Annotated in this window: 13 protein-coding genes; 3 read left to right on the top strand and 10 right to left on the bottom strand. The window is 55.8% G+C overall.

Going from position 1 to position 15,747, the window contains the following annotated elements; translation table 11 throughout:
- Nucleotides 1-51: 51 nt before the first annotated feature.
- The 8 genes from MRBBS_RS15000 to MRBBS_RS15035 form a co-directional block, all read right to left on the bottom strand.
- Nucleotides 52-453, bottom strand: a complete 402-nt coding sequence (locus tag MRBBS_RS15000) for a hypothetical protein (RefSeq protein ID WP_014872412.1) — start codon at nt 451-453, stop codon at nt 52-54.
- Nucleotides 454-475: 22 nt separating this feature from the next.
- Nucleotides 476-1,243, bottom strand: coding sequence for a Crp/Fnr family transcriptional regulator (locus MRBBS_RS15005; protein WP_041635664.1), 768 nt, complete (start codon nt 1,241-1,243; stop codon nt 476-478).
- 164 nt (nt 1,244-1,407) lie between these two features.
- Complete coding sequence (locus tag MRBBS_RS15010) at nt 1,408-2,214, bottom strand: peptidylprolyl isomerase (RefSeq protein WP_014872414.1); 807 nt, start codon at nt 2,212-2,214, stop codon at nt 1,408-1,410.
- Nucleotides 2,215-2,238: 24 nt separating this feature from the next.
- Nucleotides 2,239-2,916: a respiratory nitrate reductase subunit gamma gene (gene narI, locus MRBBS_RS15015; protein ID WP_014872415.1), complete on the bottom strand. Its 678-nt coding sequence runs from the start codon at nt 2,914-2,916 to the stop codon at nt 2,239-2,241.
- Nucleotides 2,917-2,936: 20 nt separating this feature from the next.
- On the bottom strand, nt 2,937-3,689 hold the full coding sequence (gene narJ / locus MRBBS_RS15020; RefSeq protein ID WP_014872416.1) for a nitrate reductase molybdenum cofactor assembly chaperone: 753 nt from the start codon (nt 3,687-3,689) through the stop codon (nt 2,937-2,939).
- 10 nt (nt 3,690-3,699) lie between these two features.
- Nucleotides 3,700-5,259 carry a nitrate reductase subunit beta gene (gene narH / locus MRBBS_RS15025; protein ID WP_014872417.1) on the bottom strand — a complete coding sequence of 520 codons (1,560 nt, stop codon included), beginning with the start codon at nt 5,257-5,259 and terminating at the stop codon, nt 3,700-3,702.
- Nucleotides 5,256-8,999: a nitrate reductase subunit alpha gene (locus MRBBS_RS15030; RefSeq protein WP_014872418.1), complete on the bottom strand. Its 3,744-nt coding sequence runs from the start codon at nt 8,997-8,999 to the stop codon at nt 5,256-5,258. Before MRBBS_RS15030 ends, narH begins: the two co-directional genes overlap by 4 nt.
- 140 nt (nt 9,000-9,139) lie before the next feature.
- Nucleotides 9,140-10,435, bottom strand: a complete 1,296-nt coding sequence (locus tag MRBBS_RS15035) for an MFS transporter (protein ID WP_014872419.1) — start codon at nt 10,433-10,435, stop codon at nt 9,140-9,142.
- Nucleotides 10,436-10,590: 155 nt separating this feature from the next.
- Here MRBBS_RS15035 and MRBBS_RS15040 point away from each other — a divergent pair, with 155 nt between their 5' ends.
- From MRBBS_RS15040 to ubiT, 3 genes are all read left to right on the top strand, one after another.
- Nucleotides 10,591-12,477 (top strand): histidine kinase, encoded by a 1,887-nt coding sequence (locus MRBBS_RS15040; protein WP_041635665.1) that lies wholly within the window; start codon nt 10,591-10,593, stop codon nt 12,475-12,477.
- A gap of 26 nt (nt 12,478-12,503) precedes the next feature.
- Entirely contained in the window at nt 12,504-13,163 is a 660-nt protein-coding gene (gene narL / locus MRBBS_RS15045) for a two-component system response regulator NarL (RefSeq protein WP_014872421.1), read from the top strand.
- A 92-nt stretch (nt 13,164-13,255) separates the two neighbouring features.
- On the top strand, nt 13,256-13,804 hold the full coding sequence (gene ubiT, locus MRBBS_RS15050; protein ID WP_014872423.1) for a ubiquinone anaerobic biosynthesis accessory factor UbiT: 549 nt from the start codon (nt 13,256-13,258) through the stop codon (nt 13,802-13,804).
- Here the strand turns inward: ubiT and MRBBS_RS15055 are convergent.
- Nucleotides 13,801-14,691, bottom strand: coding sequence for a U32 family peptidase (locus MRBBS_RS15055; protein ID WP_014872424.1), 891 nt, complete (start codon nt 14,689-14,691; stop codon nt 13,801-13,803). The genes ubiT and MRBBS_RS15055 overlap by 4 nt on opposite strands.
- Nucleotides 14,692-14,704: 13 nt before the next feature.
- Nucleotides 14,705-15,700, bottom strand: a complete 996-nt coding sequence (gene ubiU, locus MRBBS_RS15060) for a ubiquinone anaerobic biosynthesis protein UbiU (protein WP_014872425.1) — start codon at nt 15,698-15,700, stop codon at nt 14,705-14,707.
- Nucleotides 15,701-15,747 lie beyond the last annotated feature (47 nt).

Consider the following 15,747-nt stretch of genomic DNA (forward strand, 5'->3'; position numbering starts at 1 on the left):
ACCTCTTATGGCATACGCACAGGAGGCTATTGATACCTCCTCTAGCTCTGATTAGCCGAGGCTGACCGCTTCGCCGTTAACGTCTACAGGCAGATAATTGCCAACGTGGCCCATGCGAATGCTTTCGACCATCATGGTCATGGGCTGCTGTGCTTCGTCGCTGGATGGGGGCACGCCACCACGGCCAGACATAGCCGCCACGAATACAACGTCCCAGTTCTGACCCGTGTTGCGCGACTCGGCCACCAGTTGACTGAAATCTGCGACTTCGGCAGGGGTTTTATCCACGCAGATCACCGGCGTAAGTGCGCCGCCCTCGCCCCGTTCAAAAGCGGCGAGCTCCTCTGCAGAAGCCGAGTCCGGTAATTCGGCGCGGCAAAACACAAACAAAAGGCGCTGGGGTTCGTCCTCCTGTCCGGTAGCAGCAATTAATTCACGGTAACAGCTGATCATTTCATAACTCCTAAAATGGCCATTATTGACTTATCCGAATCAGCTTGCTCGGGTCGGAAATAAACACCCGGCTGCGATTTACCCGCACCAGGCCATTGGATTTCAGGTCGGCCAGAATGCGCGAGAAAGTTTCCGGCTGCATGGCAAGGCGCGATGCCACCAGGCATTTGGGCAGTGGCAATTCCACTTCACCACCCTGCTCGCTGCCTTCTGGCAACAAATCTACTAAATAGCGAATCAGCCGATCGCGAGCGCTCTGCACGGTCATGATTTCCAGATCGTGAAAACGAGTCACTGCGCGCATGGCGTAATGGCGCAAAGCGGCCTGGGTATAGCGGTGATTGGTGTCCAGCAAGTCTTGATACGCTTTCACCGGAATCATCAGCACTTCGCTGGTTTTCAGGGCTTCGGCGAAACAGGCGTAGCGGGCGGGATCGGCATATATCATCACTTCGGCAATGCAGTCGCCGGGCGCGATGCTGTCCAGAGTGCGGTCGATGCCTGATGCATCCAGCCGGTACAAGCGCAAACGGCCAGACAACACGAAGAAGAAGTGGTGGGCCAGCATGTCCTGCCGATACAGCAACTGGTGATGACCCAGCCGCAAGCGGCGGGCATGTTGCAGTAACTCGTGCAGGTCGTCTTCTTCCAGAGCGCTGAACATGGCGTGGCGACGCAACAGCGCCAGACTGTCTTCGTGGTCACCAGGCTTAACCGCCACCAGAACCGGCTTGGAGTAGTCTGTTGGGGTGTTCTGCGTGCGAGTATCGGCAGCTCGTATCAGCGCCATGACGGCATCCTCTTTGGCGTTTTCATGCATTCATAATCTATGAATTAATACTAGAAGGATCAGCTTTAAAAATCGCTCCCTCTTAGGAGGTAACCCATTAGCAGTGCGGCCTGCACTGTTGCCAGCCAGGCCGCACCTATTGTTTGTAAAATCCGCAACCGGATTTACTGCATCAGCGGCGAATCCGGCAGTTCCAGATCAACCCCTTCAACACCGGCTTCGGCCGCTAATATTTGCAAGTACTGGCGACAGGCACGGCGAGTCACACTTTCGCTCAGGTACTGGCGGATTTGCGGTTTTACATGCTCGAAAGGCAATGGCTGGCCATCAATGCGCTGGTCTACACGCACAATGTGGTAGCCGTAACGGGTTTCGATCAGCTCCGAATGCAGGCCTTCCTTCAGATTCAGCACCGGGCGCTCAAACTCGTCTACAGTCTGGCCTCTACTGATCTGCCCCAGGCTGCCGCCCTGATGGCGTGATTCGCAGGCTGAATACTGCTTGGCCAGGTCGTCAAACCGTGAACGACCTTCAAACAGCGCTTTCAGCAATTGGTCCCCCACTTCTTCCTGGCGCATAAGCTCGGCAACGTCATCCGGTGCCGCCGCCAGCAATATATGGCTCACGGCCATCACCACCGGGCTGCAAAACCGCCTGGGGTTGGCGTTGAAGAAACGCTCGCAGTCCTGCTCTGTCGGGTCTGGAACACCCAGCTCTGATTCAAGCACTTTGGCGACACGGTCTTCTTCATCCAGCTCTTCAGGCAGTCTCAAACGCTTGGCCTGATCTAGCAACAATTGACGTATCACTAGGCTTTTAGCGGCATCGTGCCAGGCGGTAGCGGCTTCATCGGCGGGGTGATACTGCATTTCCCGCGCTATGTCGTCTTCGTTGATCAGCGTGTCGCCAACGGTCACCGGTGGGAACCGGTTTCTGGGTTTTTCGGCTTCGCCGGTGGGTATCAATTGCATGGTGTCTCCCTCTTCACGATGAAACTAAACCCGCTTGCGCACCACCTGGTACTTGCGGCCAAAATACTCTACCGGCACGCTGAGCATGTGCACCAGACGGGTGAACGGGAAGAGCACAAAGATGGTCAGGCCCAGGAAAATATGGGTTTTATAGATCCAGTGCACACCGGCAATATGCGACGCGGCATCGCCCTGAAAGGTCAGAATGCCCTGCGCCCAAGATGCCAGCAACAACATGGTGCTGCCATCCAAATGGCCCAATGTGGGGTAAATGGTCAGCATGCCCAACGCAACCTGAACCATCAGTATCACAATGATCATATTGTCAGAGAAGGTGCTGCTGGCTTGAACGCGCGGATTGGTCAGGCGGCGAACCGCCAACGCAATGCCGCCAGTCAGCGCCATGACTCCGGCGATGCCGCCCACGACAATCGCCATTAACTGTTTGGTTCCAGCGCTAATGAACGGTTCGTAGACAAAGTGCGGCGTCAGCAGGCCCGCCAGGTGACCAAAGAAGATCACCAATACGCCGACGTGGAACATCGCGCTGGCCCACACCATATTTTTCTTGCTCAGAATCTGGGTGGACTGGGCGCGCCAGGTAAACTGGCTGTTATCGTAGCGAGCCCGGGTGCCAACCAGCATAATCAGAATGGCAATGTAAGGATAAATCCCGAACACCAGTGTATTTAAATAGGACATTGTTCTCTCCTCCTACGCGCTCAGGCGTTACTCACCGGTTGTTGGGCCGGGCGAGGTGCGACATCCGCCATCAGCTGATCGCTCAAGTGAATGGTCTGGGTTTGCTCCAGCTCACGGCGACGTTGACCTACCACACCGCCGGTGCTGCAGGAGCTGCCCTGATCATCCACAAACTTCACCATTTCCTCTTCCCACACTTTGTCCAGCGCTTCGGGGGTGTCGTCACGCTCTTCCGAGGCCACAATCTTCGCCAGTTCCTTGCGGTCGGTTTTGCGGCCGGATAGCTCCAGCAGCGAATCCATAATTCCGTGATACAGGCTTTCACGCTGGTACAAACGCTCACCCAGCAAACCCAGAATGTGGTGAATATCTTCCAGCCAATTTTTGATCTCTTTCCATGGCCGGGTAGACAAATACTCCATGAACAGTGGCAAGTAGTCCGGCAGTTCGCGGGCATCAATCTCCAGACCGTTGGTTTTGTATTGCTCCATCAGGTCGACCATGGCCTGCCCGCGATCGCGGGATTCGCCGTGCACGTGTTCGAACAACAACAAAGAAGTGGCGCGGCCCCTGTCAAAGGTGGCAACGTAGTTTTCCTGCAGGTCCAACAGATTGCCGTTGCAGAGCATGTCAATGCAGCGCAGCAACTGCTCTTTGTTTTTGCGCGGCAAGCGGCTGTCTTCCAGCACCGCAGCCGTCAGCTCATCGCGGCCACGCTGCAAATCGGCGTTCGGGTATTCCAGCAACAGCGCCATCACTTTTAGAATTTTCATAATCTGCTCCTCAATCCTGCAGCTGTTTCGGGTCAACCTGCTTCACCGTGGTCAGTTTTTGCACCATGGTTGAAGTCTGGTTTTTGCCGCCGAACATGTTGAATTCACTGGTGCTGCCACCACAGCCGTCACCAAAGCTGAAACCACAGCCGCCACGTTCGGGAAAGGCTTCTTTCGCCATTTCGCGATGGCCGCTGGGAATCACAAAACGGTCTTCGTAATTGGCAATGGCCAAGTAGCGGTACATTTCATCGGCTTGGGCTTTGGTCAACCCGACTTTTTCCAGTGCCCGCAGGTCTTCCACGCCGTCTACGGTTTCAGCACGCTTGTACAAGCGCATGGCCATGATGCGTTTTAGCGCACGTACGATGGGCTTTTCGTCACCGGCGGTGAGCAGGTTGGCCAGGTACTTCACTGGAATGCGCAGGCTTTCGATTTTCGGCAGTACGCCGTCAAACTCGACCTGGCCGGCTTCGGCGGCTGACTGAATCGGGCTCAGGGGCGGCACATACCACACCATGGGCAGAGTGCGGTATTCCGGGTGCAGCGGCAGGGCCAGCTTCCATTCAACCGCCATTTTGTAGACCGGGCTGCGCTGGGCCGCGTCGATCACGTTCATCGGCACACCGTCTTTCGTTGCCTGGGCAATCACTTCCGGGTCAAACGGGTCGAGGAAGATGTCCAGCTGCTTCTCGTACAGCTCGTGCTCGCCGGGCGTGCTGGCCACTTCTTCGATGCGATCAGCGTCGTACAACAGCACGCCCAGATAGCGAATGCGGCCTACGCAGGTTTCCGAGCACACGGTGGGCATACCGGCTTCAATTCGTGGATAGCAGAAGATGCACTTCTCGGATTTACCGGTTTTCCAGTTGAAGTAGATTTTCTTGTACGGGCAGCCGGATACACACATGCGCCAGCCGCGGCACTTGTCCTGGTCGATCAGCACGATGCCGTCTTCTTCCCGCTTATAGATGGCACCGCTTGGGCAGCTGGCCACACACGTGGGATTCAGACAGTGCTCGCACAGGCGCGGCAGGTACATCATGAACGTGCTTTCGAACTGGCCGTAAATGTCGGCTTGAATCTGGTCGAAGTTTTTGTCCTTGCGGCGTTTGGCAAATTCGGTGCCCAGGATTTCTTCCCAGTTCGGACCCCATTCAATTTTTTGCATGCGTTTTCCGGTGATCAGCGAGCGTGGCCGTGCAACCGGCTGGTGTTTGCTGTCGCCAGCGGTGTGCAAATGCTGGTAGTCGAAATCGAACGGCTCGTAGTAGTCGTCAATTTCCGGCAGGTCCGGGTTGGCGAAAATGTTTGCCAACACCCGAAACTTCCCACCGATGCGCGGGCGGATTTTGCCGCTTGGGTCGCGCAGCCAGCCGCCTTTCCACTTGTCCTGGTTTTCCCACTCTTTTGGGTAGCCAATACCGGGTTTGGTTTCGACGTTGTTAAACCAGGCGTACTCCATGCCTTCACGGCTGGTCCAGACGTTTTTACAGGTCACTGAACAGGTGTGGCAACCAATGCACTTGTCCAGGTTCAGCACCATGCCTACTTGGGAACGGATCTTCATTTCACACTCTCCTGAACAGTGTCGTTGCCCTCGCCATCAAGCCAATCGACGTTCTTCATTTTGCGCACCACCACAAACTCGTCGCGGTTGGACCCCACGGTGCCGTAGTAGTTGAAGCCGTAAGAGTACTGGGCATAGCCACCAATCATGTGAGTGGGCTTGGGGCAGGCCCGGGTAACCGAGTTGTGAATGCCACCGCGGCTGCCGGTAATTTCCGAACCGGGAATATTCACAATCCGCTCCTGAGCGTGGTACATCATCACCATGCCCGGCATCACCCGCTGGCTGACCACCGCCCGCGCTGACAAAGAACCGTTAGCGTTGAACACTTCTATCCAGTCGTTGTCTTCCACTCCTATGTCGACGGCGTCGTCTTCACTCAGCCACACAATGGGGCCGCCACGAGACAGGGTCAGCATCAGCAGGTTGTCGCTGTAGGTGCTGTGTATACCCCACTTCTGGTGCGGCGTCAGGAAGTTCAACGCCTTCTCCGGGTTGCCGTTGGGCTTGGCGTTCAGCAGCGGTGCGGCCGCTTTGGTGTTGATCGGCGGGCGATACACCAGCAGGCTTTCGCCAAAGGCGCGCATCCACTCGTGGTCTTGATAGAACTGCTGGCGGCCAGTCAGCGTGCGCCAGGGAATCAGCTCGTGCACGTTGGTGTAGCCGGCGCTGTAGGACACATGCTCGTCTTCCAGGCCAGACCAGGTTGGGCTAGAGATGATTTTGCGCGGCTGCGCCACTATGTCGCGGAAGCGGATTTTTTCGTCTTCTTTGTTCAGCGCCAGGTGTCTGTGATCCAGCCCGGTGAATTCAGACAGCGCCGCCCAGGCTTTCACGGCGACCTGGCCATTGGTTTCCGGAGCCAGGCTTAGAATCACTTCACACGCATCGATGGCCGTGTCAATTTTCGGCCGGCCCGCATTGGCGCCGTCGAGGTGTTTGTGGTTCAGCTCACCCAGGAACGTCACTTCTTTTTCGGTGTTCCAGCTGATGCCTTTACCACCGTTACCCAGTTTGTCCAACAGCGGACCAAGCGACGTAAAGCGCGCGTAAGTGTTCGGGTAATCGCGTTCAACCGTCATAAAATTAGGCGCGGTTTTACCCGGAATCAGATCGCACTCGCCGCGTTTCCAGTCTTTTACATCAAACGGCTGGCCAAGTTCCGCGGGTGCATCGTGCATCAGCGGCACAGTAACCACGTCTTTCTGGACACCCAGATGACCTTCAGACGCCTTGGAGAACGCCTTCGCAATGCCTTTGTAGATGTCCCAGTCACTGCGGGATTCCCACGCCGGATCCGTAGCTGCGGTCAGCGGGTGAATGAACGGGTGCATATCCGAGGTATTCAGGTCGTCTTTTTCATACCAGGTGGCGGTCGGTAGAACGATGTCAGAATACAGGCAGGTGGTGGACATGCGGAAATCCAGAGTCACCAACAGGTCAAGCTTGCCTTCGGGCGCTTCGTCGTGCCATTTCACTTCCTGCGGCTTGAGGCCGCCATCGTGCCCCAGATCTTTGCCCTGCAAACCACTCGTCGTACCCAGCAGGTACTTCAGCATGTATTCGTGGCCCTTGCCGGAAGAACCCAGCAAGTTAGAGCGCCAGATGAACATATTGCGCGGGTGGTTTTCCGGGGCTTCAGGGTCTTCCGAGGCAAACGCCAGTGAGCCGTCTTTCAAGGACTGAGTCACGTACCCTGGCACGTCCATACCAGCGTTTTCAGCTTCGGCTGCAATGCCCAGCGGGTTACGGTTGAACTGCGGTGCAGACGGCAACCAGCCCATCCGTTCGGCGCGTACGTTGTAGTCGATCAGGCTGCCACCGAATTTGGTCTTGTCCGCCAGCGGCGACAAGATCTCGCTCACATCCAATTTCTCGTAACGCCACTGGCCAGAGTGGGCGTAGAAGAAGGATGTACCGTTCATCTGGCGTGGCGGGCGCTGCCAATCCAGGCCAAACGCCAATGGCTGCCAGCCGGTCTGTGGGCGCAGTTTTTCCTGGCCTACATAGTGGGCCCAACCGCCGCCGCTTTGACCGACACAGCCACACATGATCAGCATGTTGATCAACGCGCGGTAGTTCATATCCATGTGGTACCAGTGGTTCATACCGGCACCGACGATAATCATGGAACGGCCGTTGGTTTTGTGCGCAGTCTCGGCGAATTCACGGGCAATGCGGGTCACTTTGTGCGCGGGTACGCCGGTGATCTTTTCCTGCCAGGCGGGTGTGTACGGCTTGATCTGGTCGTAGTCGGTAGCGCCGTCGTCTTCACCCAGGCCACGGCTGATGCCGTAGTTGGCGATCATCAGGTCATATACGGTGACGACTAAAGCTTCTTCGCCGTCTGCCAGTTCAATTTTTCGGCTGCCCAGCTTGTGGGTCAGGGTGTCGCTGATCTCAACGGATTTGAAATGCTCGTGCTTGATGCCACCGAAATACGGGAAGGCAACGTCCACAACTTCGTCGTGCTTTTCCACCATCGACAGCTGCAGATTCACGTCTTCTTTTTTCGCAGTTTGCTTTAGGTTCCACTTGCCCTTTTCACCCCAGCGGTAACCGATAGAGCCGTTTGGCGCCGTCAGCTGTTTGGTGGTTTCATCTATGGCAATGGTCTTCCATTCGGGGTTATTTTCTTCGCCCAAACCATCCACCAGGTCGCTGGCGCGCAGAAACCTGCCCGGCACATAACGGCCGTCTTCCATTTTGTCGAGCTTCACCAGGTACGGCATGTCGGTGTAACGGCGCACGTAATCCGTGAAGTAAGCGCTGGGATTATCAACGTGAAACTCTTTCAGAATCACGTGGCCCATGGCCATACCCAGCGCAGCGTCAGTGCCTTGTTTGGGGTTCAGCCACTCATCGGACAGCTTGGCAACTTCGGCGTAATCCGGCGTAATGGCAACGGTTTTGGTGCCTTTGTAGCGCACTTCGGTAAAGAAATGGGCGTCCGGAGTACGGGTTTGTGGAACGTTGGAGCCCCAGGCGATGATGTAGCTGGAGTTGTACCAGTCTGCGGATTCAGGAACGTCGGTTTGCTCGCCCCAGGTTTGCGGGGAAGCCGGCGGCAAGTCGCAATACCAGTCGTAGAAGCTCAGGCACACGCCGCCGATCAATGACAGGTAACGGCTGCCCGCAGCGTAAGACACCATAGACATGGCAGGAATCGGCGAGAAGCCAATGATGCGGTCTGGGCCATGCTTTTTCGCGGTGTAAACGTTAGACGCAGCAATCAGTTCGTTAACTTCGCTCCAGTCGGAACGGACAAAACCGCCCATACCGCGGCGTGGCTTGTATTCAGCGGTTTTCTTTGGGTCTTCCACAATCGAGGCCCAGGCATCGACCGGGTCGTCAAACTGGATACGGGCGGCGCGCCACAGCTTCATCAGATGCTTGCGCATCAGTGGGTACTTCAGGCGGTTGGCGCTGTACATGTACCAGGAATAACTGGCACCACGAGGGCAACCACGAGGCTCGTGGTTCGGCAGATCCGGGCGGGTACGGGGGTAATCTGTTTGCTGGGTTTCCCAGGTCACCAGACCGTTTTTAACGTAGATTTTCCAGCTGCAAGAGCCGGTGCAGTTTACGCCGTGGGTGGAGCGCACAACTTTGTCGTGCTGCCAGCGCTGACGATAACTGTCTTCCCAGTCACGGTTTTCGGTATGGGTTTCACCGTGGTCGCCAGAAAAGGATTCACGCTTTTTGCTGAAGTAGCTCAGCTTGTCGATCAAATGACTCATGGTCTCTCTCCGTTTGCCGGATCGCGTTAACGATTTGAGACCATTGTGTGGCAACTAAACAGCGAAAGCAGCGTGGTTACTACCTCTAAACCAGCCCCTACCACCAGGAGGGTAGACGGCACTTAGACCATCCGGGACTGTTAGAAAGAATGCTCACGACGCTCACGACGCCGGGTGTTTCGAGCGAACAATAAAGTACAGGCCACCAGCATCACAAACAGCAGCATGAATACCGCAGAACGCACATTCAGCCAGGCATTGATGGCGGCGAATACAATGGGCAACACGAATGCCACAGCGAACGCACCCAGCAGCAAAAAGCCCGCCATTACCGCCGCCGCATCGCGGCTTTCCAGAATAATCATCCGCTGCAGCGCACCAATAGCCGCGCCCAGGGCCACGCCAAGCATAATCATCACACCGCCTTCCCACACCCGCGGCAGCAAAATCTCTAGATGGTAAAAGCGCCCCACACCTTCTATCGACAGAGTCATCGGTGGGTATGACAGAACGAATAGCGCCGCCAGCGCCAACAGCAAGGCCCATATAACCACACGGCTGCTACCCAAACGATCGGCCAGCGCACCGCCCGCAATTTGGGCCAGAGCACCCGGCAATATAAACCACAAGGCCTGATGCGCACCTAGGCCTACCGGCAGGCCCGAGCGTGCCGACAGGTAATCTGGCAACCACAAGGCCAATGCGAAAAAACTACCGGCAATAACAGAAAAATAACCACACAAAGGCCAAACCCCTGGCGCACAGCATTTGCGCCAGGCCCCGGCATTACTCACTAAGAATGCGTTTTGGTCGTCGGGCTCGGTGAGCATCAGAAACAGGGCCAATATCAACAGCAGCACAATGACATACGCCAGAGGAACGCCTTGCCAGGAGTAGGCCTGGTGCAGCAGCGGCACCAGGTAATAATTGAAACCGGCGCCGGTAATACCCGCACCAAAAACACCCAACACCAGCCCCAGCCGTTGCGGTCGGCAATGAATGGCTACAAATTGCAGCCCCGCACTGTAGAAACCACCGGCCAGGCCCAACCCCCCCGCGGCGAGAATATAGCCACCAAAACTGTCGGCAAAGAAAACCAGCGCCATACTGAACGCCAGACCCGCAAGACAGCACAGCATGACTTTTCTGGCACCCCACATGCTTGCACATAATCCTGCCGGCACTGCTAGCAATGCGCTCACTGCCATGGGCATTGCCAGCAACAAACCAAACTGAAGTTCGCTCAGCTGAAAATTGCTGCGCAGAGTCACGCCAACCACTGCAAATAGAGTCCAGCAAGCGGCGGCAATAATGAATCCAGCCAGCGCAAGTGGTAACACGATCAACAGCGATGCATAACGCTCTTCATCTGACTCGGTGCTGTCGACCGATAGCTGTAAGGCTCGGATTTCGGACGGCCTTGGCTCCATGCTCATGGTATTCTCCTTTTGACAGACGTGCCTCTGAGTGTCTTACTTTGCCTGTGCGGCGGTCAAAGACTATGATTGTTTAATGACTTCGTGGGTAGATGATTATCCGTAAAGAGGTAGTTGGCATTCAGTCAACACCCACTCGCCACCTAAAAAAAGCTATGACCTCCAGAAATTCACTCGTTAACCGGATTGCCACCGCCGTTAGTGCGGTCGTACTCACCGCCATTGTCAGTATGGGAGTGACCTTGGGGGTGTCACAAAGCATTGCCGGCAACGCCACCGCCATCAACCTGGCGGGCACTCTGCGTATGGGCGCGTATCAGTTGTTGGCGCAGGTAGCTCGACTGCAAGACCAGAACACCGCCGATGCGCGCCAAGTCCTGAACCAGATGATAAGCCGCTACGATCAGCGCCTGGTCCATGCTGACATTATCCAGTCGTTACCACTTACAACCGATCACCCGCTGGCGCAACGCTACCGTGACGTAGTCAACCAGTGGAACTCCAGCGTTGGCCCCATGCTGGCGCAACACCGGCCCGGAGACTCGCTAACCGGCTCTATGATTAACACCACCCAAAGTTACGTAGACAATGTTGATGTGCTGGTGTCTATGCTTGAAAACCGGACCGAAGCCCGTATCAGTCTGCTTCACCTGATGCAGGTGATCAGCTTGGTGTTCGCTATTCTGATTGTGTTGGCGCTGTTTCTAGATTTGAAGAATCGCGTTCTGCGACCGCTACGAAAACTGGTGAGCATTGCCGAATCCGTGAGCAAGCAAGATTTTTCCCGCAAAGCCGAGCTGGGCGGCTCTGATGAGCTGGCGCAGCTCGGGTCGGCGTTTGACCAGATGACCAGCGAGTTGGCGCTTACCTACTACGAACTGGAAAGCAAGGTCCAAGCCAAAACTGAAGAGCTGGAGAAAAGCCACGCTGCGCTCGAATTACTGCATTCGTCCAGCCGCACTCTGTTTGCGAATCACAACTTGTGCGATGGCGCAGTACCCATGCTACAGCAGCTGGAGCAGATGCTCGGCATCGGCCCTATCAACCTGTACCTGCACGACAAAGCCTCTGCAGAGCCGGTTCAAGCCGTCACCACTGCCACCACAGTGCGCCCATTTTACTGTCACGATCACAGTTGCAACGCTTGCCTGGTTACCGAAGAGGAACATGAAGAGCTACCACTACCCGGCAATGACGGCCGCCGTTTGCTGCTGCCCATTCGCACCCCTGGTCAACTGTTGGGCACGTTGGAAGTCTGGTACCCGGCCTCACAGGATTTGTCTAGAACCGCACGGAGGCTGCTGGAAACGTTAAGCGATCAGCTGGCCACGGCCATATTTCTGGAGCGCCAAATTACTGAAGAACAACAGCGGACCCTGATCGAAGAACGCACCGTTATTGCCCGCGAACTCCACGATTCTCTCGCCCAGTCTTTGTCATACCTTAAAATCCAGGTTACTCGATTGCGCAGAATGAACATGGACGGCCCACAAAAAACCGGGTACGACGCTGTGCTGGACGAACTAAGCACAGGTTTAAGCAGCGCCTATCGTCAGTTGCGGGAACTGTTAGCGACCTTCCGCTTGAAGCTCGACACACCAGACCTTGGCGCCGCACTGCGCCAGACCGTGCACGAATTTTCCGGACGCATGGCCAAGCCCGTCAATCTGGCTTACAAACTGCCCGCACAAACGCTTTCGCCCAATGAAGAAATCCACACCCTTCAAGTTGTGCGCGAAGCACTGGCCAACGCGGTCAAACACAGCAAGGCCGAAGCAGTGTGGGTAAACGTCAGTTTCGAGTCTCCGCAAGTCAAGGCTAAAATCCGTGACAACGGTTGCGGGCTACCCGATTCAGGTCAGCCAGAGAGCCATTACGGTATGATCATTATGCAAGAACGCGCCCGCTCACTGGGTGGCCAGTTAACGGTCACTAATCATCCGCTAGGAGGAGTGGAAGTGAGTTTGCGTTTTATTCCCCACGCCCGGAACCAGATCCCGGTTAAACCGGCCAATATCCCGAGAATCGCGGATTCCAATTGACGGTTTACCCACATAAAGAGAGAGCCATGGCCGATACACCTGCAAGCATATTATTGATCGATGATCACCCACTATTACGCAAGGGCATCAAGCAACTGATCGAAATGGAACCGGATCTTGAAGTGGCGGGCGAGGCCAGTAATGCGACGGACGGCGTGCGCATTGCCCTTGAACTGGAACCAGACCTGATCCTGATGGATCTGAATATGCCGGACGTGAGTGGTGTTGAAGCCTTGCGGCAGTTACGAGCCCACAACATCAGCTCACGCATTATTATGTTCACGGTGTCAGATCAGCAAGACGATGTGGTTGAAGCATTACGCGCTGGTGCCGACGGCTATCTGCTGAAGGACATGGAACCGGAGGATATGATTAAACAGCTGCACCAGGCAGCCGTCGGAAAGCTGGTCATCAGCGAACGCCTTACCTCCCTGTTGGCAGACGCTCTGCGCAGTAACAAATCGCAACAGCCTGCGCGACCAGACTTCGACAGCCTGACACCCAGGGAAAAAGACATCCTGAAGCTCATCGCCGAAGGTCTGTCTAACAAGATGATCGGCCGCAAACTGGACATCAGCGACGGCACTGTGAAAGTCCACGTAAAGCACCTGCTGAAAAAGCTCAACCTGCGCTCGCGGGTAGAGGTCGCGGTGTGGGCTGTGGGAGAGGGTCTGCACAAAATCTGAGCTATATCAACGCGGCGTGGGCCAGCCTTGGTTAATATAAGTGTTTCCAGACATACCCTCAGCGGCGTGTTTGATCAACAACGGAGACGCCCATGGCCCTGCACATGCCAACCTTTTTACCGCGGCCCACTCTACCCGCATTTCGTTCGCTGCCAGGCGTTTCACGCGCACAAGCTTTGAGCCAAAAACTGGCTACTAACCCGCTACTGACCGATTCGCTGGCGTTGCTGAACGAGTATCTTCCCGCGCCGTCACCACTGCTGGCTGCTATTGACCAGCGCATACCGTTGGCATTAAAGCAGCTGGTCGTCGAAGCGCCGCTGAACCGATTGTTTGCCGAGGCCATTGCTGACGGTGAGTTTGATGATTTTGAAGGGCGCAGAATTCGCCTGGAACTGAATGGCGGACAGCCGAGTGTCACCTTTGGATTCTGGACCGGCAGACTGCGCATTGTGGACGGCCCGGGTGAAACGACCATTCGGGGCTCTCTGAGCGCTTTCAAAACCCTGGCCGAACGGAACCACGACCCAGACCAGCTATTTTTCCAGCGCCGCCTGGTGATTGAGGGCGACACCGAACTGGGTTTGGCACTGAAAAACCTATTGGATAGCCTGGAGTGGCACATCCGCATCAGCGGCTAAGCCCGCTGATCCATCCCCGGTTGACCATACCAGTAGCCGTTGCACGGCGGCGCTTCCCTCACGGTTAACGGATCGCTGTAGGGTATTTCACCTCTACGTACCTGATCAAAACGCTGCACGACCTCGGCCATACCTTGGTGCTCCGGACTCAAACGCACGGTATCAACACCCATAGCGACCATGTCCGGAAGCTCCCGCAATAAATCATAACGGGCGCCAGACAATGTCGATGTGCCATTCAGGCGAAACAACTCCTGGGCTTCACGGGACCGCAGCTCCAAACCATCCGGATGCTGCAGGCAGCGGAATTCACAGTTGTCTTTTGGCAGGTTGTAATGGCGTGCGGTAAAGCAGCGCGACGACCAGGCCAGCGGCAAAAAACCCCAGGCGAAGACTTCCGCAGGCAAATCCAGGCCTTCGGCTCTTAGCTCTGCAATCAGCTCGATCAGGGTTTCACGGCCCAGCTCCACGGGCAGGCTCCATCCCTTCAAACCCAACTTTGCGAGCACCTTTAGGGTCGCAACGTTGTAAATGTTCAGGCCCGGCCCCGTTACGAAGGGCAGACTGTTGGTGCTGGCCAGCTGCAGCGCGCTCTGGTCATTGGCTTCAATCAGGTAATCCTGTTGGCTGCAAATGCGACGCAGCAGGCGCAGGTCAGCTTCGGATTCAATCAATGTTTGGGTAGACAGCACCACCTGCTTGCCGGCGTCTTTCAGTACGCCCGCGATTTCTAGCCAGTCGGCGAGTTTCAGTTCACGGCGGCGAGCGCACACGGTTTCACCCAGGTACACCGTATCTACCGGCCAGTCCGCGGCGTTGGCGTAAAAATCCAACACGGTCTGCCGTGACCAAAACCAAAGCACAGGGCCTAATGAGAGTTTGAGCATAGGATATTTCACCTTATTTCCATTTGCGGTGATAGGCGCCGAGGGTGGTCAAGCCGCCTTCTGACAAACCTGCCAGAGTGGTATTCCAGGCTGGGTCTACAGCAAATTCGTCGGCGCTATTTTCAAGCAGGTCAAGGGCCTGACGCCAGGTGCGGGCCACGTCGGCAATATAAGCAGGACTGCGCTGGCGGCCTTCTATTTTTACCGCGCTGATGCCCAGTTCCTGCAACTGCGGAAGCAGGCCTATGGTATTCAGACTGACCGGTTCTTCAATCGCATGGTAAACGCTGCCTTCCACTTCAAAGCGGCCTTTGCACAAAGTTGGATAACCGGCGGATTCGCCCTTGCCGTAGCGGTCAATCAAGATGCCATTAAGCCGCGACTCCAAACCTTGGGGAGTTTCCTGCCAGCGCACGGCTTTGGCCGGCGAGCAGGCACCACGAGTGTTAGGAGATTCATCGGTGATATAGGAAGACAAGTAACAGCGCCCTTCGGCCATAATACACAGGCTACCAAAGGCGAACACTTCAAGCTCAACCGGGCTGTGCTTTGCCAGGCCACGAATCTGGTCTAGCGATAGCACCCGTGGCAAAACTGCACGACGAATGCCAAAGTTATCTTTATAAAAGCGTAACGCTTCGTAGCTGGTGGCGGATCCCTGTACAGATAAATGCCTGTCTATTTGGGGGTAGTGACTGGTGGCATAATCCAACAACCCCATGTCGGCCAGTATCATCGCGTCTATGCCCAGAGTTGCGGCTCGGTCTACCGCGGAGGTCCAGGTTTTCCAGCCCTGGGGCTGAGGAAATGTATTGATTGCACAGAACACCCGCGCGCCGTTTTTATGGGCGTACTCAATGCCCTCTGCCGCACGTTTGTCGTTAAAATTCAGACCTTTAAACTGACGAGCATTGGTGCTGTCTTTAAAGCCAAGGTAAACCGCGTTAGCGCCGTTATCCACCGCTGCTTTCAGCGCCGGCAAACTGCCAGCCGGACATACAAGTTCCATAAACGTCTTCCATACAGAGAGTTACGAAACCATACGCCGTGCAATCT

The sequence above is a fragment of the Marinobacter sp. BSs20148 genome (genome assembly GCF_000283275.1).
GTDB classification, from domain to species: Bacteria; Pseudomonadota; Gammaproteobacteria; order Pseudomonadales; family Oleiphilaceae; genus Marinobacter; species Marinobacter psychrophilus.